The 20,740-nt window shown below is 69.8% G+C and carries 21 protein-coding genes; 18 read left to right on the forward strand and 3 right to left on the reverse strand.

The features are described from left to right. Window positions 1-87: 87 nt before the first annotated feature. Window positions 88-405, reverse strand: a complete 318-nt coding sequence (locus K2224_RS06630) for a hypothetical protein (RefSeq protein ID WP_221905698.1) — start codon at window positions 403-405, stop codon at window positions 88-90. A 231-nt stretch (window positions 406-636) separates the two neighbouring features. Between K2224_RS06630 and rpsF the strand changes: the two genes are divergently transcribed. From rpsF to rplI, 4 genes are all read left to right on the forward strand, one after another. Next, the gene (gene rpsF, locus K2224_RS06635; protein WP_018542659.1) at window positions 637-927 is read left to right on the forward strand and encodes a 30S ribosomal protein S6; all 291 of its coding nucleotides are present in this window, start codon (window positions 637-639) and stop codon (window positions 925-927) included. An 82-nt stretch (window positions 928-1,009) separates the two neighbouring features. Next, a complete protein-coding gene (locus K2224_RS06640; RefSeq protein WP_018542658.1) occupies window positions 1,010-1,603 on the forward strand; it encodes a single-stranded DNA-binding protein in 594 nt (197 codons plus the stop codon). A 128-nt stretch (window positions 1,604-1,731) separates the two neighbouring features. Further along, window positions 1,732-1,968 (forward strand): 30S ribosomal protein S18, encoded by a 237-nt coding sequence (rpsR, locus tag K2224_RS06645; protein ID WP_003978893.1) that lies wholly within the window; start codon window positions 1,732-1,734, stop codon window positions 1,966-1,968. Between the two features lie 18 nt (window positions 1,969-1,986). Further along, the gene (gene rplI / locus K2224_RS06650; protein WP_018542657.1) at window positions 1,987-2,433 is read left to right on the forward strand and encodes a 50S ribosomal protein L9; all 447 of its coding nucleotides are present in this window, start codon (window positions 1,987-1,989) and stop codon (window positions 2,431-2,433) included. A gap of 82 nt (window positions 2,434-2,515) precedes the next feature. Here rplI and K2224_RS06655 read toward each other — a convergent pair whose 3' ends face one another. Then, on the reverse strand, window positions 2,516-3,382 hold the full coding sequence (locus K2224_RS06655; RefSeq protein WP_221905699.1) for a serine protease: 867 nt from the start codon (window positions 3,380-3,382) through the stop codon (window positions 2,516-2,518). A gap of 40 nt (window positions 3,383-3,422) precedes the next feature. Beyond that, window positions 3,423-4,760 (reverse strand): MATE family efflux transporter, encoded by a 1,338-nt coding sequence (locus K2224_RS06660; protein WP_221905700.1) that lies wholly within the window; start codon window positions 4,758-4,760, stop codon window positions 3,423-3,425. A 459-nt stretch (window positions 4,761-5,219) separates the two neighbouring features. Between K2224_RS06660 and dnaB the strand changes: the two genes are divergently transcribed. The 14 genes from dnaB (at window position 5,220) to K2224_RS06725 (ending at window position 20,334) form a co-directional block, all read left to right on the forward strand. Further along, on the forward strand, window positions 5,220-6,701 hold the full coding sequence (dnaB, locus tag K2224_RS06665; protein ID WP_221905701.1) for a replicative DNA helicase: 1,482 nt from the start codon (window positions 5,220-5,222) through the stop codon (window positions 6,699-6,701). A gap of 277 nt (window positions 6,702-6,978) precedes the next feature. After that, on the forward strand, window positions 6,979-7,707 hold the full coding sequence (locus tag K2224_RS06670) for a TnsA-like heteromeric transposase endonuclease subunit (RefSeq protein ID WP_260692353.1): 729 nt from the start codon (window positions 6,979-6,981) through the stop codon (window positions 7,705-7,707). After that, on the forward strand, window positions 7,700-9,778 hold the full coding sequence (locus K2224_RS06675; RefSeq protein ID WP_221905702.1) for a Mu transposase C-terminal domain-containing protein: 2,079 nt from the start codon (window positions 7,700-7,702) through the stop codon (window positions 9,776-9,778). The genes K2224_RS06670 and K2224_RS06675 overlap by 8 nt, the downstream gene beginning before the upstream one ends. Then, entirely contained in the window at window positions 9,772-10,839 is a 1,068-nt protein-coding gene (locus K2224_RS06680; protein WP_313904757.1) for an ATP-binding protein, read from the forward strand. The genes K2224_RS06675 and K2224_RS06680 overlap by 7 nt, the downstream gene beginning before the upstream one ends. After that, the gene (locus K2224_RS06685) at window positions 10,826-11,701 is read left to right on the forward strand and encodes a TniQ family protein (protein WP_221905703.1); all 876 of its coding nucleotides are present in this window, start codon (window positions 10,826-10,828) and stop codon (window positions 11,699-11,701) included. The genes K2224_RS06680 and K2224_RS06685 overlap by 14 nt, the downstream gene beginning before the upstream one ends. A gap of 127 nt (window positions 11,702-11,828) precedes the next feature. After that, window positions 11,829-12,194: a hypothetical protein gene (locus tag K2224_RS40260; protein WP_260692354.1), complete on the forward strand. Its 366-nt coding sequence runs from the start codon at window positions 11,829-11,831 to the stop codon at window positions 12,192-12,194. Between the two features lie 31 nt (window positions 12,195-12,225). Continuing rightward, the gene (locus K2224_RS40265; protein ID WP_260692355.1) at window positions 12,226-12,744 is read left to right on the forward strand and encodes a LysR family transcriptional regulator; all 519 of its coding nucleotides are present in this window, start codon (window positions 12,226-12,228) and stop codon (window positions 12,742-12,744) included. A 96-nt stretch (window positions 12,745-12,840) separates the two neighbouring features. After that, window positions 12,841-13,356, forward strand: coding sequence for a GNAT family N-acetyltransferase (locus K2224_RS06695; RefSeq protein ID WP_221905704.1), 516 nt, complete (start codon window positions 12,841-12,843; stop codon window positions 13,354-13,356). A gap of 270 nt (window positions 13,357-13,626) precedes the next feature. Continuing rightward, entirely contained in the window at window positions 13,627-14,205 is a 579-nt protein-coding gene (locus K2224_RS06700) for a TetR/AcrR family transcriptional regulator (RefSeq protein WP_221905705.1), read from the forward strand. 87 nt (window positions 14,206-14,292) lie between these two features. Continuing rightward, window positions 14,293-15,075: an oxidoreductase gene (locus K2224_RS06705; RefSeq protein WP_221905706.1), complete on the forward strand. Its 783-nt coding sequence runs from the start codon at window positions 14,293-14,295 to the stop codon at window positions 15,073-15,075. A gap of 267 nt (window positions 15,076-15,342) precedes the next feature. Beyond that, window positions 15,343-16,485 (forward strand): MerR family transcriptional regulator, encoded by a 1,143-nt coding sequence (locus tag K2224_RS06710; RefSeq protein WP_221905707.1) that lies wholly within the window; start codon window positions 15,343-15,345, stop codon window positions 16,483-16,485. 143 nt (window positions 16,486-16,628) lie between these two features. Next, window positions 16,629-17,321, forward strand: coding sequence for a hypothetical protein (locus K2224_RS06715; protein ID WP_221905708.1), 693 nt, complete (start codon window positions 16,629-16,631; stop codon window positions 17,319-17,321). 378 nt (window positions 17,322-17,699) lie between these two features. Next, the gene (locus tag K2224_RS06720) at window positions 17,700-19,058 is read left to right on the forward strand and encodes a serine hydrolase (RefSeq protein WP_221909469.1); all 1,359 of its coding nucleotides are present in this window, start codon (window positions 17,700-17,702) and stop codon (window positions 19,056-19,058) included. Window positions 19,059-19,206: 148 nt separating this feature from the next. Next, a complete protein-coding gene (locus K2224_RS06725; protein ID WP_221905709.1) occupies window positions 19,207-20,334 on the forward strand; it encodes an alanine--glyoxylate aminotransferase family protein in 1,128 nt (375 codons plus the stop codon). Window positions 20,335-20,740: the final 406 nt, after the last annotated feature.

Below are 20,740 nucleotides of genomic sequence, written 5' to 3' on the forward strand. Positions count from 1 at the left end.
CTCCGGCTCTCGCGCCGAAGCCTACTGTGACCGGGGAGCACCCCGTCTGGGCCGTACGGGACCGGGCTCCGTATGGCGCCGGGAGGGCTAGCCGATGACGCCGCCGAAGAGCCCGCCGTGCGCCAGGCCGATGTAGAAGCCGACGGCCGCCGCTCCGAGCCCGATGATCAAAAGGAAGCGTTCCGCCGTCGTCGAGGAGATGTACTGGCCCCACAGGCCCGTGCCGATTCCGATCAGGCCCACCCACGAGCTGACCAGGTGCAGGCCGGGAGAGAACGCTGTGAGGGCGGCGATCGCGCCGAGCACCAAGGTCACGACAGCGAGGGTGTTCTCGATGGGATGGGTTTGTCCGTCGCTGTTGAGGATCGCGAGCAGATTCCGTTGGGTCCGTGCTGCCTGGGCCATACGGCACCTCCGACTACAGGGCGGCGCACTGTAGCGCCGCTCACACCCGTTGTGTTCCAGATTGGGGGGACCGGCGGGCGGATTTCAACCGGAAGCGCGGAGGCAGGTACTCTGTACGGTCTGCGCACATGTCTGCCCGGATCCTCCGGCGCGGACCGGGCGCGGAACGCATCACGACCCTCCTGCCACGGAACGACCGTGGCCGCTGAGTCCAAAGGAGGTGGGTTCACCATGCGTCACTACGAGGTGATGGTCATCCTCGACCCCGATCTTGAGGAGCGCGCTGTCGCCCCCCTGATCGAGAACTTCCTCTCCGTCGTCCGCGAGGGCAACGGAAAGGTCGAGAAGGTCGACACCTGGGGCCGTCGTCGTCTCTCGTACGAGATCAACAAGAAGCCCGAGGGCATCTACTCGGTCATCGACCTGCAGGCCGAGCCTGCGGTCGTCAAGGAGCTCGACCGTCAGATGAACCTGAACGAGTCGGTTCTTCGGACCAAGGTCCTCCGTCCCGAGACCCACTGAGCGCGTACGCGTCCAGCGGTAACCGGGTCCGAGTAGCAGCAACACCAGCAGCCAGCAGCACACCCGCCGAGAGGTTCCCCTAATGGCAGGCGAGACCGTCATCACGGTTGTCGGCAATCTTGTCGATGACCCCGAGCTGCGCTTCACCCCGTCCGGTGCGGCGGTCGCGAAGTTCCGCGTCGCGTCCACTCCCCGCACCTTCGACCGCCAGACCAACGAGTGGAAGGACGGCGAGAGCCTGTTCCTGACCTGCTCGGTGTGGCGTCAGGCGGCGGAGAACGTCGCCGAGTCCCTTACGCGGGGTACCCGCGTGATCGTCCAGGGCCGTCTCAAGCAGCGGTCGTACGAGGATCGCGAAGGTGTGAAGCGCACGGTCTACGAGCTCGACGTCGAGGAAGTGGGCGCGAGCCTGCGCAACGCCACGGCGAAGGTCACCAAGACCAGCGGTCGTGGCGGCCAGGGCGGCGGCTTCGGCGGCGGTCAGGGCGGGGGCCAGGGCGGCGGTCAGGGTGGCGGCGGCTGGGGCGGCGGCCCCGGCGGCGGCCAGCAGGGCGGCGGCGCTCCGGCCGACGACCCGTGGGCGACCGGCGGACCCTCTGGCGGCGGCCAGCAGGGTGGCGGCGGTGGCTGGGGCGGCGGCTCCGGCGGTGGCTACTCGGACGAGCCGCCCTTCTAGGCCCGGGCGATGCGTTCTCCCGCCGGTGTTTCACGTGAAACGGCGTGTTTCACGTGAAACGAGGTCGGAGAACGGCCTGGCGCCGAAGGGCGACAGCACACACTTCTTGAACTCACTGGAGAGAGACAATGGCGAAGCCGCCTGCTCGCAAGCCTAAGAAGAAGGTTTGCGTGTTCTGCAAGGAGAAGATCTCCTACGTCGACTACAAGGACACGAACCTGCTGCGGAAGTTCATTTCCGACCGTGGCAAGATCCGTGCCCGCCGAGTCACCGGCAACTGCACTCAGCACCAGCGTGACGTCGCCACGGCCGTGAAGAACAGCCGTGAGATGGCGCTGCTGCCCTACACGTCCACCGCGCGCTAAGGGAAGGGTGACCGACAAATGAAGATCATCCTCACCCACGAGGTCTCCGGCCTCGGCACCGCCGGCGACGTCGTTGACGTCAAGGACGGGTACGCCCGCAACTACCTGGTTCCGCGTGGTTTCGCGATCCGCTGGACCAAGGGTGGCGAGAAGGACGTCGAGCAGATCCGCCGCGGTCGCAAGATCCGCGAGATCGCCACGATCGAGCAGGCCAACGAGGTCAAGGCTCGGCTCGAGGGCGTCAACGTGAAGCTGGCCGTGCGTGCCGGCGAAGCGGGCCGTCTGTTCGGCTCCGTCACCCAGGCCGACATCGCCTCGGCGATCAAGGCCGCCGGTGGTCCGGACGTCGACAAGCGTCGCGTCGAGGTCGGTTCGCCGATCAAGACCCTGGGCGCGCACCAGATCTCGGTGCGTCTGCACGCCGAGGTCGTCGCGAAGCTGGGCGTCGAGGTCATCGCCGCCTGAGCGCAGTCCGCACAGCGCTGAAGGGCCGCATCCCCTCGTGGGGTGCGGCCCTTCGCCGTGCACGGACGATCCGGTGCGGAGGTCAGCCCTCGTCCTGGGCACGCTTGTAGAGGGCGGCGATGTCGTCGTCGAAGTACGCGGCGTAGGAGACATCGTCCTCGTCGCCGCCGCCTTCGTGGCCGCCGAGGACGCCGATGACCGTGCCGGTGTGGCTCTTGGGGTCGTAGTCGGCCAGCCATGGGCTGCCGCTGGTGCCGCCCTCGAAGTCGGTGCACTGGATGCGCAGTTGGGTGTCGCTGAACTTCGTGGTGCGGTTCTGGCAGGAGATCGGGGTGTCCCGGCTGGTCGGATAGCCGGTGATCTTGACTTCGTTGTCGAAGCCGCGGTCGATGCCGAGGGTGTTGCCGCCGAGGACGTCCTGGATCTCCTTGCCCTGCTTGGCGTCGAGGGTGAGGAAGGCGACGTCGAGGTCCTCGTCCTGCGACTTGGCCCAGCGGTCGTCGACCACGACCTTGTTGACCTTCCACAGGCCGGTGGGCTCGTCGCCGTTGCGGTAGTCGGGGGCGAAGACCAGGTCGTCCACCGGCTTTCCGGCGTCGGCGTCGAAGGCACAGTGGGCCGCGGTGATCAGCATGTTCCGGCCCGGGCTCTGCACCACGCTCGCGGTGCAGAAGTGGGCGCCGTGGTCGTCCTTCTCGAAGACCGTGCCGATCCGGGCGTTCTCCTCGGTGCGGCGCGGGGTGTAGGCGTTGCCGTCCGCGGGTGGGGCGCTGGCCGAGGGGTCCTGGTCCTGGGGGCCTTCGGCGGGTTCGCCGGACTTTCCGTAACCGGTGTGGCTGCCGGTGATTCTGTTCGGGTGCGTCTCCTCCGCCGCGTAGCCCACCACTGCGGCTGCCCCGACGATGAAGAGCGTCAGGGGCAGGACGGATTTCCTGGCAAGCGAGCGCACAAGGTCATTATCTGCACGGCGACCGGCTTGGGTAGGTGCTTCAGCGGGAGGCTCCGGTCACAATCCATCGTCCGGAGCGTGTGCGCAACCACAATGTCAGCATCCGCACGGTCATCATCAGGGCCATGGCCCACCACAGCGCGACCAGTCCGCCGCCGAGGGCCGGTACGGCCAGGGCCGCGGGAACGAATGCGGCCAGCGTCACCACCATGGCGCCGGCGAGGTAGGGCCCGTCCCCCGCGCCCATGAGGACCCCGTCGAGGATGAAGACGATGCCGGCGACCGGCTGGGTGGCCGCCACGACCAGGAGCGTGGTGAACAGCGGCTGCCGGACGGCGGGGTCGGAGGTGAAGAGGGGGATGAACAGCGGCCGGGCGAGCACCACCAGCGCGCCCAGGACGATGCCGGAGGCGATGCCCCACTGGGCCATCCGGCGACAGGCGGCGCGGGCTCCGTCGCGGTCCCCGGCGCCCAGGTAGCGCCCGATGATGGCCTGGCCGGCGATGGCGATCGCGTCCAGTGCGAAGGACAGCAGGGACCAGAGGGAGAGCACGATCTGGTGGGCGGCGACCTCGGCGTCCCCGAGCCGGGCGGCGACCGCGGTGGCGATCATCAGCACCGCGCGCAGCGAGAGCGTCCGGATCAGCAGCGGGACGCCGGCCTGGGCGCAGGCCCGGATCCCGGCGGCGTCCGGGCGGAGCGAGGCGCCATGCCTGCGGGCACCGCGGACGACCACGGTGAGATAGACCGCGGCCATGCCGCACTGGGCGAGGACGGTGCCCCAGGCGGAGCCGGCGATGCCGAGCCCGGCGAGGTAGACCAGTCCGGCGTTGAGGGCCGCGTTGGCGGTGAAGCCGCCGATGGCGACGTACAGCGGGGTTCTGGTGTCCTGTAGGCCGCGGAGCACTCCGGTGGCGGCGAGGACGATCAGCATCGCGGGGATGCCGAGCGCGCTGATGCGCAGATACGTCGTGGCGTACGGGGCGGCGGACGGCGAGGCGCCGAAGAGCTCGACGAGCCAGGGGGCGGTGGGCAGGACGACGGCGACGACCGCGGCGCCGAGCAGCAGGGCGAGCCAGATGCCGTCCATGCCCTGGCGTATCGCCGCCGGGAGGTCGCCGGCGCCGACCCGGCGGGCGACCGCGGCGGTGGTGGCGTAGGCGAGGAAGACGAAGACCGAGACGGCGGTTGTGAGGAGGGCGGCGGCGACGCCGAGGCCGGCGAGTTGGCGGGTGCCGAGGTGGCCGATGACGGCGCTGTCGACCATGACGAAGAGCGGTTCCGCGACGAGGGCCCCGAAGGCGGGCAGCGCCAGCGCGAGGATCTCGCGGTCATGGCGGCGGAGGGCGCGCCGTGGCGTCGCGGGGGCCAGTGTCATGAGGGGCAATCTAATCGTCCACAGGTAAGAGATGCAACTGTGTAGTGATCCTTACTTTACGCTGCGTGCGGGTGTCCCCCGTGTGCCGTAAGCGGCGATCATGAACAGGTTGCCGAAGTTTTTCTCCCCCACAGCCTATGGATGAGAAAAGTGCAGGTCAGGGGGGTGGGGCTGACGTGATTGTGTGCTTGTCCACAGAAGTTTCCCCCAGCCCGTGCACAGGATCCGGGGAGTTCTCCACAGCTATGGGGCGGTCATCCACACGGCCTGTGGATAACCAGATTGGCGGACGGTGCGCGCGGGCCTACCGTGGTCCGGCGCCCGCCGCCTGTTCCGGCCGAGAGTTCCCCGCGAACTCGACGCGCCGTAACCGGAGTCGGGCGTCTCGATTGTCAGGGCTGTGCCGTAAGAAGGAACCGCACAGCAAGGTCCGCGTCGCGGACGGGAGGAGGTGCCGGGGTGAGCATTCCCGAGCCCATGGACGACCCCTGGACGGACTCCGGTCCCAGCGACCTGCTGCCGGCCGCCCGAGCCCGCCGGGGCGACGGCAAGGGCCGGGGCCGCGGCGACCGGCAGGACCGCGACGACGACGGCGGAGGGGGCTCCTGGGCGGGCGGCTTCGAGCGGGTCCCGCCGCAGGACCTCGACGCCGAGCAGTCCGTGCTCGGCGGCATGCTGCTGTCCAAGGACGCCATCGCGGACGTCGTCGAGGTCCTCAAGGGCGAGGATTTCTACCGCCCCGCCCATGAGTTGATCTTCCAGGCGATTCTCGACCTGTACGCCAAGGGCGAGCCGGCCGACCCGATCACCATCGCGGCCGAGCTGACCAAGCGCGGCGAGATCGGCCGGGTCGGCGGCGCCTCGTATCTGCACACCCTGGTCCAGTCCGTACCGACGGCCGCCAACGCCGAGTACTACGCCGAGATCGTCCACGAGCGGGCCGTGCTCCGCCGCCTCGTCGAGGCCGGCACCCGGATCACGCAGATGGGATACGCCGCCGACGGCGACGTCGACGAGATCGTCAACAAGGCCCAGGCGGAGATCTACGCCGTCACCGAGCAGCGGACCAGCGAGGACTATCTGCCGCTCGGCGACATCATGGAGGGCGCGCTCGACGAGATCGAGGCGATCGGCTCGCGGCAGGGCCAGATGACGGGCGTGCCGACGGGGTTCACCGATCTCGACGCGCTGACCAACGGCCTGCATCCGGGCCAGATGATCGTGATCGCGGCCCGTCCGGCCATGGGTAAGTCCACACTCGCGCTGGACTTCGCGCGGGCCTGCTCGATCAAGAACAACCTGCCGAGCGTGATCTTCTCGCTGGAAATGGGGCGCAACGAAATCGCGATGCGTCTGCTGTCCGCCGAGGCCCGGGTCGCGCTGCACCACATGCGTTCCGGCAGCATGACGGACGACGACTGGACGCGGCTGGCGCGCCGGATGCCGGATGTCTCGGCGGCCCCGCTCTACATCGACGACTCACCGAACCTCTCGATGATGGAGATCCGCGCCAAGTGCCGCCGGCTGAAGCAGCGGAACGAGCTCAAGCTGGTCGTCATCGACTATCTGCAGCTGATGCAGTCCGGTGGTTCCAAGCGCGCGGAGAGCCGTCAGCAGGAGGTCTCGGACATGTCCCGTAACCTCAAGCTGCTCGCCAAGGAGCTGGAACTCCCGGTCATCGCGCTCTCGCAGCTGAACCGTGGTCCCGAGCAGCGTACGGACAAGAAACCGATGGTCTCCGACCTGCGTGAATCCGGTTCCATCGAGCAGGACGCCGACATGGTCATCCTGCTGCACCGCGAGGACGCCTACGAAAAGGAGTCGCCGCGGGCCGGCGAGGCCGACCTGATCGTGGCGAAGCACCGTAACGGCCCCACGGCCACGATCACCGTGGCGTTCCAGGGGCACTACTCGCGCTTTGTGGACATGGCGCAGACCTGAGCGGTCTTTGTAGGGTCTCAGATTTCGTGGCCAAATCTCACGAGCGATGGCCAAGCGATGGCATGTCTGACATGAATCTGAGACTGGCAGGTTGTCCTGTCGCGCTGAAGCTGTCGGATTCTCACTGCTTCTCGTTCGTCCTGTCGGATTCTCATTGCGTCCCGCGCTGAGCGGCGGCGTTTGCCCCGTAGGTGGGGTTTGATCTCGTTTTTCTGGTCCGGTTCTCGCTGTACCTGTCACGGTCGTTTTCGGCAGGTACGCGGAGCCGGGGGTAGCGATGGATCTGGGTCTGGTCGATGTCGAGTGGGCTGACGGTGAAGGCGGTGGGCTGCGGAAGTCCGTGTTGGAGGCGGTGTCACGGGTTCGGTTCGAGTCGGTGCTCCCGGTGCGGCGGTTCACGTCGTACCGCGGGCAGCGGCACTTCACGGGCTGGTACTGGGCGGCGACGACGGAGTCGCTGGTGGGGTTTGAGTCGTGGCTGGAGCGGGACCGGGCCATGCTCCTCGATCATGACCGGAGGGTGGTGGGGCTGGCCTCGCAGCCGTTCCGGGTGACCTGGCCGGGGGCGACGCGTCGGATCTCGCATACGCCGGACTACTTCGCACGGCTGGAGGACGGATCGGGCCTGGTCGTCGATGTCCGGCCTGCAGACCGGGTCGGCCCGGAGGATGCGGTGAAGTTCTCGGCGACCGAGGAGATGTGCCGGGAGATGGGCTGCTGGTCCTTCGCGCTGGTGCACGAGCCCGACCCGGTGGAGATGGCCAACGTCCGCTGGCTGTCGGGCTATCGGCATCCACGCAACCGGATCGGTGACGTTGCGAAACGGCTCATGGATGCCTTCGACGACCCGCGGTTGCTCATGGACGGTGCCGAAGCAGTGGGGGACCCGTTGTCCGTCCTGCCGACGCTCTACCACCTGCTGTGGTGCGGTGACCTGCGCCTTGACCTGTCGGTGCCTCTGGGAGACGGCGCCATGATCAGCCGCGCGGCGGTGAGCCATGGCTGAACTGGCACCGCGCGGGGTTCTGCGGGTCGGGGACCGGATCCGGTTCGAGGGCCGTAACCAGCAGGTCATCGGGCTGGAGGGAACGGCCCTGCGGCTGCTCAGCGACGAGGGTGGCACCAGCGTCATGGCTGCTGGCTACGTGATGGCCGCCGCCGATTTCGAGGTGCTGGACCGAGGGGCGGAGGCGGTCCCGGAACGAGTGCTGCCGCCGTTCGCGCTGGTGGACGCGTTGCCGCCGCCGGTCGTCGAGCAGGCCCGGTTCTGGGAACAGCACGTGGTGGAAGTGCTCACCGGGCTGCCGCCGGATGCTCCGGAGGGCACGTCTCCTCGGCCCGAATACGACCCGGCCTGGCGGAATCTGCTGGAGCGAGAAGCTGCGAAGGTCTCCGAACTGGCGGCCGGCGGGCAGCAGCTCAGCAAGCGGACCTTTCTGCGGATGCGGCAGCGCTACGAGGCCGAGGGGTTGTGGGGGCTGGTGGACGGTCGGTCCCGGAAACCACCGGCCCCGGTCCCCGGCACCGGAAGGACGGACGAACGGGTTGTCGAGGCGGTTACCGAGGCACTGGCCGGGCAGACGGATCTTTCGACGGGCGACCGCAAGCGGCTCATGATGCGGGCCGGGCAGATCCTCGCCGTGAAGCACGGCGAAGAGGCAGCGAAACTCCTGCCGTCGAAGGCGACCTTCTACCGGCTGGTGAACAGCCTCGCCAAGAACAACGAGTCCTTCGGATCGGCAACGGTCCGCCGCCAGCGGGCTCTTCGGCCCGTGGGGCCGTTCACCCCGTCCATGGCCGCCCGCCCCGGGGAGATCGTTCAGATCGACTCCACGCGGCTGGACGTGATGGCGGTCCTGGACGACGGCGTCGTGGCCCGCCCGGAGTTGACCATCGCGGTTGATGTCACGACGCGCACGATCTGCGCGGCCCTGCTCAGGCCCGCGGGCACCAAGGGTGTCGACGCCGCGGTGCTGCTGGCGAGGATGCTGGTTCCCGAGCCGATGCGGCCGGGCTGGAGCCAGACGCTGGCGATGTCGGACTCGATCCTGCCGCACCAGCGGCTCATGGCGGTGGATGCGCGGTTGGAGAAGACCGCGGCCAAGCCGGTCATCGTCCCGGACACCATCGTGATCGACCACGGCAAGGTGTTCGTCTCCGACACCTTCTCCTCGGCCTGCTCGCTGCTGGGGATCTCCCTGCAGCTCGCGCGGCCCAGGACCCCGACGGACAAGGCGATCGTGGAGAGGACGTTCGCCTCGATCAACTCGTTGTTCTGTCAGTACGTCGCGGGCTACACCGGTTCCGATGTCACCCGTCGCGGCAGCAATCCGGCCTCCGAGGCGGTTTGGACCCTCGCCCAGCTCCAGGACCTCCTGGACGAGTGGATCATCTGCTGGCAGCAGCGTCCGCACGAGGGCCTTCGCAACCCCTACATGGCGGGGCGGACTCTGTCGCCGAACGAGTCGTACGCCGTTGCCGTCGCCCGCGCGGGATACCTGCCCGTCGCTCTGTCGGCGGAGGACTACATCGAACTGCTGCCCGCGGTCTGGAGGACCGTCAACGACTACGGCATCAAGGTCAACTACCGCACCTATGACAGCCCTGAACTCAACCGACTACGCAGGCAGCCGTCCGGAGTGACGGGCAAGCAGGATCAGTGGGAAGTCCACTACGACCCCTACGACGTCTCCCGCGTCTGGGTCCGTCGAAGCGACAGCCGCCGCTGGATCGAAGTCCCGTGGACCCATCTGCCCATGGTCCGGGCCCCGTTCGCCGACTTCACCTGGCGCCACGCACGCCAGCTCCTCGCCGACCAGGGCCGCGACGACACCAGCGAGACCGCCATCGCCCAGGTCCTGGCCAAGCTGTTGCGCAGGTCAGGGAAGCCGCCGACCGGATCGGAGCAGGTCATGGCCCGCACCCGGGCCGCCCTTGAGGCCCCGGCACGGCCCGCATTGCCGCCCGCCGCATCCACTGAGGCGGACGACAGCGAGGGCGACGAGGCACAGGAGGCTCCGGTCACCCCGTTCGGCGTCTTCAACCCCTTGGAAGAGGAAGGCAACCCGTTGTGGTGACTCCGCCCGACACCTCAGATGACGAGCACAACCCGCTGACCACCAAGGACGGCTGGAGGCAGTTCGTCGATGACGCCCCGGCCTGCCCGCCGATGCTCTCGCTGCGGGCCTTCAAGGCGCTGACCGAGGAGAAGCGGCTCGCTTACAACGAGCCCCGGCTGGATTACCACTCCCGGCTCGTGATCGTGGCCACCCCCACCGTCCGCAACGTGTTCACCACCGGACGGCGCCTGGTCCTGCTCAACCGGCACCAGATCTCCGGCCGCCGCGGACTGATCGTCACCGGCCATGCCGGGACCGGGAAGACGACCGCCATCGCCCAACTCGGCCGCAGCCATGAACTCCTGGTACGCAAACGGCTCGGTCCGGCCGCCGCGGGGCGGCTGCCGGTCGTCTATGTCACCGTCCCACCGCGGGCCACCCCGAAGATGCTCGCCATCGAGTTCGCCCGGTTCCTCGGCCTCCCGGTCGTCCGGCAGGAGACCCAGACCTCCATCACCAATGCCGTCTGCGACCTGCTGATCAAAATGCGGGTCGAACTCGCGCTCGTGGACGAGATCCACAATCTCAACCTTGCCACCCAGGCCGGAGCCGAAGCCTCTGACCAGCTCAAATACCTGTCCGAACGCATCCCCGCCACCTTCGTACTGGCCGGCATCGACGTCGCCGCGAGCGGCCTGTTCAACGGGGTCCGAGGCCAGCAGATCGCCGGCCGATACACCGTCACCGACACCGAACCGTTCGCCTACGGCACCACCGCGCAGAGGCAGAGTTGGCGGAACCTGATCGCTTCCCTCGAAGACGCCCTACGACTGCACCGGCACAAGCCCGGCAGCCTGGTCAAACTCGACGGCTACCTCCACGAACGCACAGACGGCGCGATCGGCAGCCTCTCCCAACTCGTCCGCGGCGCCGCCCTGGAAGCCATCATCAACGGCAGCGAGGCCATCACCCGCAAGACCCTGGAGACCATCGAGGTCGACCAGACCGCCGAGGACGCTCGCCAGGAACAACGCCGCAACCGGCGCCCCCGCCGCCGGAGGCCGGATGCCGCAGCCTGACCAACTCCGCCAACTACCCATCGCTCTCGGCCCCGTTCACAACGAGACTCTTGGTTCCTACCTCCACCGCCTGGCCGTCGCCAACAACCGTCCGGCGGGATGCCTCGCCCGCATCCTGGGCCCGCTACCGCCCGAGTTTTCCCCGCTCAGCAACACCACGGCCGGCTGGACTCCCCACTCTCCAAAACGCCTGGCCACACTCTCAGGACGCTCGACACCCCAGTTGGCCCGAGCCTTGCCCGCGCTCGCCGACTTCCTCAACCCCGGCGGTCCCAGGCCGCAAGCCGGACGCATGATCAGCCGTCCCTGTCACTGCTGCACAGCCCGCCGCAGTCCCACCGCTTCCCTCGTTATCACCCTCTCGCCCGCCCACGTCCACCTCTGCCGACGGCATCAGCTCTGGACCCGCTCCACTCACGACATCCCGCTCGGCACCCTCCCGGAAGTCGTCGAGGCCCAGCGCCGACTGGATCAGCTCTCCCGCCGCCACGGCCAGATCGGACGAGCCCTCGATCTGGCGCGGAAGATCGTCGAGGACTGGTCCGCCTCCGGAATGCCGATCGACCTCGGGAAGGAGTGGATCGACCGCCTCGAACGCGTCGAAGGTCTCGCCGTCAGCAAGAACATCTCCGCCGAGGAGCGCCATCACCTCGCGGCGTTCCCCGAGATCGTGGTGCTGACGCACTTGATCCTCAACCCGCCCACGGCCGCCCCCGATCCCAAGGAGCTCTATCTGGCGACGACCGCCGAATTGAGTCGACGGTTCGCGCGGATCTACACCGCCGTCGGAACCCAGGACCCCCTCTACCGGAGGTTCTGCCTCCATCAAGACCGCGACTTCCATGAAAGCCAGGTCGTTTGAGAATCCAGAGCCGCCTCCGTCTCAAACGACCTGGCACCCCGGCAGGTCAACGGTGCGTCAGCTGACAGATGTGCTTCGACGGGACACAGGTCAAGCCGCGGGTGGGCTCGACAGCGCGGAGTTCCGGGTGACGTCCTTGCGGTTCACCGCACTTCAGACACCCGAACGCGCACAAGCCCTTGAGCAGGAAGCCCTCGGCTTCCTGGCCTCGCACCACATCGACGACGAGCCCGTGACCTGGCAACCTCCCACCGTCCTGCTGGCCGGACTCTCCCTTCCCGGACCGGACCCGGCGCAGAACACCGTCAGAGCCACCGGCCGCATCCGACGGCAAGCCCGGCAAGCTGACCCGGAAGAGCGCTTCACTCAGCTCTACCTCGACGAACACCGGTCCCTTCAGCAGATCGCCGCCCTCACCGGCTTCTCCCGCAGAGTGCTGACCGACCTCGCCAAGGAGTACGGCATCCCGCTCCGCAACGGCCCGCAGGACTAACAAGCGCCGCGGCACCATCGAGCGGGACTGGTTGATCGCGCAGTACGTCCACCGCCGCCGAACTCTGCCGGACCTCGCCCGCCAAACCGGCATGAGCACCGCGAACATGGCCCGGTGGGCCCACATCCACCACATCCCTCTCCGGCCCCGGGGCGGAGGAAGCCACGACCCGGCCCTCCGCGTTTCTGACAGGGCCGCAAAGACCCTGGCCGTCCTGCGAAAGGCCCTCACCAGCCCTTACGCATGGCAGAGACCCGATCGCTACCTGGCTGCCATCGCCCATCCGACAATGCGCGAGGCCGCCCAAGTCCTGGGCATCAACCAGTCCGCGCTGGTGACCCAGATCAACCGCCTCGAACGGGACCTCGGCCAACCCTTGCTTGAGCGCGCTGAACGTGGCAGAGCCATGAAACCGACCGTCTTCGGCAAACGTGTGGCCGCCGCCATCCGGAAGTCCGTTCGCGACCAAAAACGCTTTGCCCGGGTCGGGGAGGGGTTGCTACCTTCACGCCAGCGCGAGAGGCGCGCGATCACGGGACAGGGAGGTTGATGAATATGGCCGCCGTCGGCCGTCCTCAGCATGCCCCTTTCCGGCCCGCGCATCAGTAGAGCGCGGTCCGGTCGTTCCAACGATCAGGAATGACACGTGACTTCCTCCACTTCATCAGCCCACATTCAGCTGACCACCGACCGCCTCGTTCTCCGGCCCTGGTGCTTGTCCGAGGCCGCCGCGGTTCTCGACAACTCCAGGTCGGTCGACTGGGCGGACGACTTCCCCGCCGAAGGCGACCGCGTCGTCGCGGGCCTCTTCGACCAGTTTCCCGACTGGCTCGGCGAGCACGGCCACCGTCTGATCATCGAGCGCGACAGTGGCCTGGTCGTGGGCTCGATCGGCCTGTTCTGGCCGCCCAGCGAGGGAACCCTCGAAATCGGATACGGCATCGTGGCTTCCCGCCGCGGCCGGGGCTATGCCCCCGAGGCCACCCGGGCCCTCGCCGACTTCGCCCTCACCGCCCCCGGCGTCCACACCGTGTTCGCCAACGTGGAGCTGTCGAACCCGGCCTCCGTCCGCGTCCTGGAGAAGGTCGGCTTCCACCGATGGGCCACTGAGGAACACATGGCCCGCTTCAGGATCACGAAGACGGACCACCACGAGCGATGATTCGCTGGGCCGACGGGATGCCGTCGGCCCCATACCGCCGCAGAGGAAATGACACGGCCGTGAGACAGAACTCTCCGGCCAAGCCGTGAGACAACCAGAGAAACCCCAGGTCACGGCAATGGCAGAGGTCACGAGCCGCGAGATCCTACACTTCCGGGCCGCGTGCGTGGTCCAGGCGCTCGGTCGTGAAATCCACGGTGGGTCCGTGCGGGCGCGGGCTCTCCGGCTGTTCTGGACCTGTGGGTCAAGAACGGTGCTACTGTGCTGGGCATGGGAAGGCCCAAGCAGTTCGATCCGGACGCCGCCGTCGAGCAGGCCATGCAGGTGTTCTGGCGGAAGGGGTATGCCGCCACGACGCCGCAGGACCTCGTCGACGCCCTCGGTATCGGCAAGGGCAGTCTCTACAACGCCTTCGGCAGCAAGCACGCGCTGTTCGAGCGGGCACTGGTGCGCTATCGGGACGATCAGGCACAGGCCCTGATCGACATGCTGGAGCGGCCCGGCCCGGTGAAGGAGCGGCTGAGCGAAGCGCTGCATCTCCTCGTGGTGCTGGACCTCGGCGACCCGGATCGCCGCGGCTGTCTGGCCGTCAATGTCGCGGCGGAGCTCACGGGGACGGACGAGACCGCCACCGAGCTGGTACGGCGGATGTTCGACCGGACCGAAGGGGCGTTCCGGGCGCTGATCGAGGAGGGGCAGCGGGCGGACGAGATCGCGCCGGACCGTGATGCCCGGGCGATCGGGAGCATGCTGCTGGCCACCGTCGTCGGCCTCCGGCTGCTGGCCCGGGTCGCCGAGGGGCCGGAGCGGCTCACCAGGGTGATCGAGGCGACGCTCGACGGACTCTGACCTGCGGGTTTCCGCTGTTCAGGGTGTCGCCTGCTGCGCAAATTTTGTACCTACAGTTCAAGAATTGATGTCACGGATCGGAGTCCCATGAAGCTCGACCTCGCCGACAAGACCGCCGTCGTCACCGGTGCCAGCCGGGGAATCGGGCTGGCCACCGTCCGGGCGCTGCGGGAGGAGGGGGTGCGGGTCGTCGGAGCGGCCCGCACCCTCACCCCGGAGCTCCGGGCGTCCGGCGCGCTCGCGGTCTCTGCCGACCTGAGCACCGCGGACGGTGTGGCTGCCCTGATGGACCGCGCCCTCACGGAGCTGGGCGGCATCGACCTGCTGGTGAACAACGTCGGCGCCGGGGACGCCGTGGAGCCCGTCGGGTTCCTGGACACCGACGACGCGACGTGGAGCGCCGTCTTCGACCTCAACCTGCTGAGCGCGGTCCGCGCCACCCGGGCCGCGCTGCCCAGCCTGATCGAGCGCCGCGGCTCCGTCGTCAACGTCTCCTCCATCAACTCCCGGCTGCCGGGCGCCGGTCCGGTGGCCTACAGCGCGGCCAAGGCGGCGCTGGCCGCGCTCGGGAAGTCGCTGGCCGAGGAGTTCGGACCGCAGGGCGTACGCGTCAACACCGTCTCCCCCGGGGTGGTGCGCACGGCCGTCTGGGAGGACCCGGACGGCTTCGGCGGCAAGGTGGCGGCGCATGCCGGCGCGGAACACGACGCGTTCCTCCGGCAGCTCCCGGAGGCGTTCGGCATCACCACCGGGCGGATCACCGAGCCGCGGGAGGTGGCGGCCCTGATCGTCTTCCTGCTCTCCGACGTGGCCGGGAACATCACGGGCGCGGACCACGTCATCGACGGCGGCACGGTCAAGACGCTCTGAAGGGGCGGGGCGGGCGGGCTTCCCGGACGAGGCCCGGGAGTTCGAGGTCACCCGGCGGAAGACCGTCAGGCTGTCCTGAGCGACGTGGGGTGCCGGTCGTCGAGCAGGCGGAGCGCGCTCGCGCGGGTGGGGGCGCAGCACCAGCCCACCGGGCCGATGCCGTAGGAGTCGGTGGCGCGGGACGGTGCGACGGGGCACGGCCGACCGTGTGCCGTGGCGGGCGGGTGGTTTGACCTTCAGGTTGGTCGAAGCCCGAGAATCGCGGCCATGGACGACGACGGGGAACTCCTGGGCATCGGCGCGTTCGCCCGGCGGGTGGGTCTCACACCGAGCGCGCTGCGCTTCTACGACGACTGCGGGGTGCTGCGGCCGGACCGGGTGGACGCGGTCACGGGTTATCGACGCTACGGGGTCGGGCAGGTGGCGCGGGCGGTGCGACTGCGGCAACTGCGCTCGGCGGGGCTTCCGTTGGTGGACGTCGAGACCGTGCTCGACGGGCCCGAGGAAGCGGCCCGGGACGTGCTCCGGGCTCACCTGGAGCGGACCCGGCGGACGGCGGACGAGGCACGAGCCGTGGTGGAGGGCCTGCTGCGCGAGGCGTCCGGGCGGCCGGTGGAGCACGGCGCCACGGCGCGGGCGCGCGTGGGCGGGCCGGAACTCGCCAGTGCGGTGCGGCAGGTGGGCCCCGCGGCGGCCGGCGCCATGGCCCGGGAGTTCCCGGTGCTGGGGTGCGTACTGCTCGAACTCACCGAGGGGAAAGTGCGGTTGGTGGCCACCGACCGCTATCGGCTGGCGGTGCGGGTGCTGCGGCCGGAGGTCTTCGAGGGCGGTCCGCGGCGGGCGCTGATCTCGGCGGACGCCGCGCGCCGGATGGCCGAGTGGGCGGTGCGGCAGCCGGCGGTCGAGGTCGAGTGGGGTGCCGCGGCCGATGCTTCGGGGGCCATCAGGGTGCGGCTGCGGAGCGGGGCCGACCGCCGGGACGCCGAGGGTGTGGGCGTGGTTGTGGGCGAGCCGGGGGAGTTCCCGGACTACCAGCTGATGCTGACCGGGCTTGCCGACACACGGCGGCGGGTGATCGTGGACCGTGTCGCGCTGCGGGACGCGGTGACGGATCGGGGCGGGGCGGTGGTGTCCCTGGCGATCCCGGCGGAAGCGGAGGACGCTGCGGCTGCCTCGGATGCATCGCTGGAGGTGTCGGGCGGGGAGGCGGCGCCGGTCCGCCTGCGGGCGGTCCGTACCGGGCCCGGGCTGCGGATCGCCTTCGACCCGGCGGTCCTGGTGCCGGCGCTGGAGGCCGGAGTGGGCCCCGATGTGCTTCTGGAGATCGCGGCGCCGGACCAGCCGGTCGTCGTGCGCTCCGCGGACCAGGGGAGTTTCACCACGGTGGTGATGCCGGTGCGGGGCTCCTGAGCGGACGGTGGCGGTGCGCCGGCGGAACGGCGGTACGGCGCGGACGCGGCGATGGGGACGAGGACGGGGACGAGCATCGGGGACAGGGACGGTACGGGCCCGGACGACGGGCGCAGCCGGGAGTCGAGAGAGGAAGCGGGCGGATGGATCCGGAGCTGCCGGTGGTGCGGCTGTGTGTGGCGGGCATGCAGGCCGAGGCGGAGGGGCGTGCCGATGAGGCGAGGGCGCTCTTCCAGCAGTCGTGGGACGGCGCCCGCGACGACTACGAGGCGTGTATTGCCGCGCACTACCTCGCACGTCAGCAGGACTCGCCGGAGGAGACGCTGCGCTGGAACCAGGAGTGCCTGGATCGCGCCGACCTCGTCGGGGATGAGCGGGTGCGGGACTTCTATCCCTCGCTGTATGTGAACTTGGGGAACGCCTATCGCGAGCTGGGTCAACTCGCCTCAGCCCACCGGTACTTCGAGCTGGCGGCCGAGCGGGCGGCCGACGCGTCCGACGGCCAGTACGGCGACTGGAACCGGTTCGCGATTGCGGAGGGGCTGCGGAACACCGCGGTCGCGGCGGCTGCCGGCAGGGATGGGGAAGCCGCCGTACGAGGGGACATCGGCGAGGGTGTCGAGCGGCCGGTCCGGGAACTGTTCGGACGGTGGTGCGAGCGGGGCGACCTCAAGGCGCTGGGGCTGACGCTTCCCGCGTATCTGGGCTGTCTGGGGACGGACGAGGACCGGCTGCGTCTGCGGAGTGCGCTGCACATGGTGCATGCGGCGCGCTGGCTTCCCGCGGAGGAACAGAGCCTGCTGGAGCAGGCGTTGGGGGCGGCTGCCGTGTGGTGACGCCGCAGGGCGTCGGATGTTTCACGTGAAACGGCGGTGAGGCGGCCGGGTGCCGTGGTTTCACGTGAAACGGTCGGGCTGATGGCGGCACCGTCGTTCGGCGTTCTGTGTTCCGCGTTCTGTGTTCGGCGTTTCACGTGAAACGTGGAGGCGTCGGAGCCGGCGGTCGGGGCAGGATGGCGGCGCGGTGGGCGGTTGCTCGCCGTCGGCTCGGCCGGCCGGGCCGGTTCCGCCGGGTGGGAAGTCTCGTTGAGGAGCGTCATGACGGTCGTGGAGTCCGCGCAGTCGCAGCAGCCCGAGTCGCGCCAGGGCGGGGCGCACGAGGCGGTCCCGCGTGGCGGGGCAGTGGTCGATTCGGCTGAGGCGTATGCCGAGTTGATGCCGCAGACGCGGCGAGCGCTGCTGCGTCGATTGGCGGTCGCACAGGCCGAGGGGCGGGCGCCGTCGATGATGGGCGCGGTGGTCCGTGGCGGCCGGGTGGTCTGGACGGGGGCCCGGGGCGGGGTGGACGGTGAGGTGCCGCACGGCGATGTGCAGTACCGGGTCGGCTCGCTGACCAAGAACTTCGTGGCTGTGCTGGTGCTGCGGCTGCGGGACGAGGGACTGCTGCGGCTGGACGATCCCATCGGGAAGCATCTGAAGGACGTCCCGGTCCCCGAGGCGACCGTTCATCAACTTCTCTCCCACAGTGCCGGGTTGGCAGCGGAGTCCCGGGGCCCGTGGTGGGAACGGACCGACGGCACGCTGCGGCCCGAACCGGCCGATCTGTTCGGTGAGCGGCCGCGGCTGCACCCGGCGGGTCGGCGGCATCACTACTCCAACCCCGGCTTCGCGGTGCTCGGGGCGCTGGTGGAGCGGCTGCGGGACGGGCTGGCTTGGGGCGAGGTGCTTCGGCGCGAGGTGCTGGAGCCGCTGGGGATGGCTCGTACGACGCTCCGGCCGCAGACGCCGCATGCGGAGGGCTGGGCGGTGCATCCCTGGGCCGATGTGGTGTTGCCGGAGCCGGCGCACGACACCGGTCTGATGGGTCCGGCGGGGCAGCTGTGGTCCACGACGGAGGACCTGTGCCGGTGGGCGGCGTTCCTGTTGCGGGGCGACGAGCGGGTGTTGAGCGCGGAGAGCCTGGCCGAGATGAGGACGCCCGCCGTGCCGCCGGAGGGCGACGGCTGGGACGCGGGCTATGGCCTCGGCACTCAGCTCATCTGGCGGAACGGGCGCCGACTGGCCGGGCACACCGGGTCGATGCCGGGATTCCTGGCGGTGCTGTGGGTCGATCCGCAGGAGGACACCGCAGCGCTCGCGCTGGCCAACTGCACCTCGGGCGTCCCGATCGCCACGGTCGGCGCCGACTTCCTGAAGATCGTCGCCTCGCACGAACCGCGGATCCCGGAGCCGTGGCGGCCGCTCCCTGGTGCGGTGGACGAGGAGCTGCTGGCCCTGACCGGCCCCTGGTACTGGGGCGCGAACCCGTTCGCGCTGCGGCTGACGGGGGCCCGTGGACTGGAGCTGGTCACGCTGTCCGGCGGCGGGCGGACCTCGCGCTTCCGGGCCGAAACCGACGGCACCTGGACCGGGCTGGACGGCTACTACGCCGGCGAGACACTGCGGGTGGGGCGGGCGCCGGACGGCACGGCCACCCACCTCGACCTGGGGACCTTCGTCTTCACCCGGGGGCCGTACGAGCCTTCCGAGCCGGTGCCGGGCGGCGTGGATCCTGAGGGCTGGCGGGGAGTCTGATCCGGGGGAGCGGCGCGGGGCCGAGCGCCGGTCCCCCGTCGTGGGGCGGCCGAGGCCCGTCCGGCAGGGGCTTCCGGCGCGGACGTACAGTCGAGCGAGATGCCAGGAGCCGCCGCAGTGCGCGGCTCGCTACCGCTGGAAGGCCACCGTGACTGCCAACGCCGACACCCCGGTTCTGCTCGATCTGCCTCCGCTCGACGCCGCCCGTTTCGCCCGGATCGAGGACAAGGTCGCGGCGCTGATGCGCACCCGCTGCGATGTCGTGACGATGCAGGGCGAGGCGCTGCTTCCGCTGGAGGCGTGCATCCGCTCGGCAGTGCGGCCCGGCAGCACCGCCCTCAACATCATCACCGGCCCCTACGGCGAGACGTTCGGCGGCTGGCTGCGCTCCTGTGGTGCCGAGGTGGTCACCATCAGCGCGCCCTTCACCGGTGCGGTCACCCCCGAGCAGGTGGCCGACGCCCTGCGTGAGCACCCAGAGATCGACTTCGTGAGCCTGGTGCACGCCGAGGCGGCGACCGGCAACACCAACCCCGTCGCCGAGATCGGTGCCGTGGTGCGTGAGCACGGGGCGCTGCTGATGCTCGACGCGGTCGCCTCGGTGGGCGCCGAGCCGCTGCTCACCGACGGGTGGGGTGTGGACCTCTGCGTCATCGGCGGTCAGAAGGCGCTGGCCGGCCCGGCCGGGGTCTCGGTGGTGTCGGTCAGCGCCCGCGCCTGGGAGCGGATCGCGGCCAACGAGCAGGCGCCGCGCCGCTCTTACCTCTCGTTGCTGGACTGGAAGGAGCGCTGGATCGACGCCGGGCGCACCGCCCTGCCGCACGCCCCGGCGCAGCTGGAGATGCTGGCGCTGGAGCAGGCCGTGGACCGGATCGAGGTGGAGGGGCTGGACGTGGTCATCGCCCGCCACCGCGCGGCCGCCGCGGCCGTCCGGGCGGGCGTCGCGGCGCTCGGCGGGCCGGTGCCGTATGTGGTCCGGGACAGGCATGCGGCACCGGCCGCTACCACGCTGCGCACGCCGGCGGGGGTGGACGCCCGTGAGGTGGTGTCCGCCGCACTCGCCGCCGACGGCGCTGTCCCGGTGCAGGCCGCCGCCGGTGCGCTGGCCACGGAGATGATCCGGGTGAACCACTACGGGCGGGCCGCGGACCGGGCGGTGGTTCTGGGCTCGCTGGCGGCACTGGCGGCCGGTCTGCGGACGCTGGGCATGGAGGTCGACGAGGACGCGGCCTCCGGTGCGGCCGGTGCGGCCTGGGACGAGGTCGTCGCGGCCTGAGCCAGGCGGTAGTCAGGCGGCTCCGCCGCCCCAGCGGACGTTCCCACGGCTCCTGGACGCCCCTCGACAGGAGGGCAGAGGTGTGGTCTGTTTCACGTGAAACAGACCACACCTTTTTTGTGGCCCGCGCCGAGTGAGCCGGCGCCGTCTTGTCCTCGGCCCCGCCTCTCGCCCCCGGCCCTCGGCCCATGCACGCCCAACCCCGCCTCCTCCGCCTCCTCCTCCGTCTTTCCGCCTCCGCGTGGTGATCCGCACGCATGTTTCAACGGCCTCGTAGAATCGGAACGCTCGGCCCGGTTGTTCCCCGGGTGTGGAACGCGGAGGAGCAAGGTGGTCTCAGGAGGCGTGTGGAGGGCGGACGGCCAGGTGGTGGCCGCTCGCGCGGATGCCCGGCGGAATCGTGCGC

Source organism: Streptomyces sp. BHT-5-2 (assembly GCF_019774615.1).
Classification (GTDB): Bacteria; Actinomycetota; Actinomycetes; order Streptomycetales; family Streptomycetaceae; genus Streptomyces.

What these genes read in the sequence shown, in the direction of transcription:
- K2224_RS06670 (WP_260692353.1), top strand. Translation starts at nt 6,979, where the DNA reads ATGGATCTGGGTCTGGTCGATGTCGAGTGGGCTGACGGTGAAGGCGGT.
- rplI (WP_018542657.1), top strand. Translation starts at nt 1,987, where the DNA reads ATGAAGATCATCCTCACCCACGAGGTCTCCGGCCTCGGCACCGCCGGC.
- K2224_RS06675 (WP_221905702.1), top strand. Translation starts at nt 7,700, where the DNA reads ATGGCTGAACTGGCACCGCGCGGGGTTCTGCGGGTCGGGGACCGGATC.
- K2224_RS06685 (WP_221905703.1), top strand. Translation starts at nt 10,826, where the DNA reads ATGCCGCAGCCTGACCAACTCCGCCAACTACCCATCGCTCTCGGCCCC.
- K2224_RS06700 (WP_221905705.1), top strand. Translation starts at nt 13,627, where the DNA reads ATGGGAAGGCCCAAGCAGTTCGATCCGGACGCCGCCGTCGAGCAGGCC.
- K2224_RS06640 (WP_018542658.1), top strand. Translation starts at nt 1,010, where the DNA reads ATGGCAGGCGAGACCGTCATCACGGTTGTCGGCAATCTTGTCGATGAC.
- K2224_RS06660 (WP_221905700.1), bottom strand. Translation starts at nt 4,760, where the DNA reads ATGACACTGGCCCCCGCGACGCCACGGCGCGCCCTCCGCCGCCATGAC.
- K2224_RS06705 (WP_221905706.1), top strand. Translation starts at nt 14,293, where the DNA reads ATGAAGCTCGACCTCGCCGACAAGACCGCCGTCGTCACCGGTGCCAGC.
- K2224_RS06710 (WP_221905707.1), top strand. Translation starts at nt 15,343, where the DNA reads ATGGACGACGACGGGGAACTCCTGGGCATCGGCGCGTTCGCCCGGCGG.
- rpsF (WP_018542659.1), top strand. Translation starts at nt 637, where the DNA reads ATGCGTCACTACGAGGTGATGGTCATCCTCGACCCCGATCTTGAGGAG.
- K2224_RS06720 (WP_221909469.1), top strand. Translation starts at nt 17,700, where the DNA reads ATGCCGCAGACGCGGCGAGCGCTGCTGCGTCGATTGGCGGTCGCACAG.
- rpsR (WP_003978893.1), top strand. Translation starts at nt 1,732, where the DNA reads ATGGCGAAGCCGCCTGCTCGCAAGCCTAAGAAGAAGGTTTGCGTGTTC.
- K2224_RS06715 (WP_221905708.1), top strand. Translation starts at nt 16,629, where the DNA reads ATGGATCCGGAGCTGCCGGTGGTGCGGCTGTGTGTGGCGGGCATGCAG.
- K2224_RS06630 (WP_221905698.1), bottom strand. Translation starts at nt 405, where the DNA reads ATGGCCCAGGCAGCACGGACCCAACGGAATCTGCTCGCGATCCTCAAC.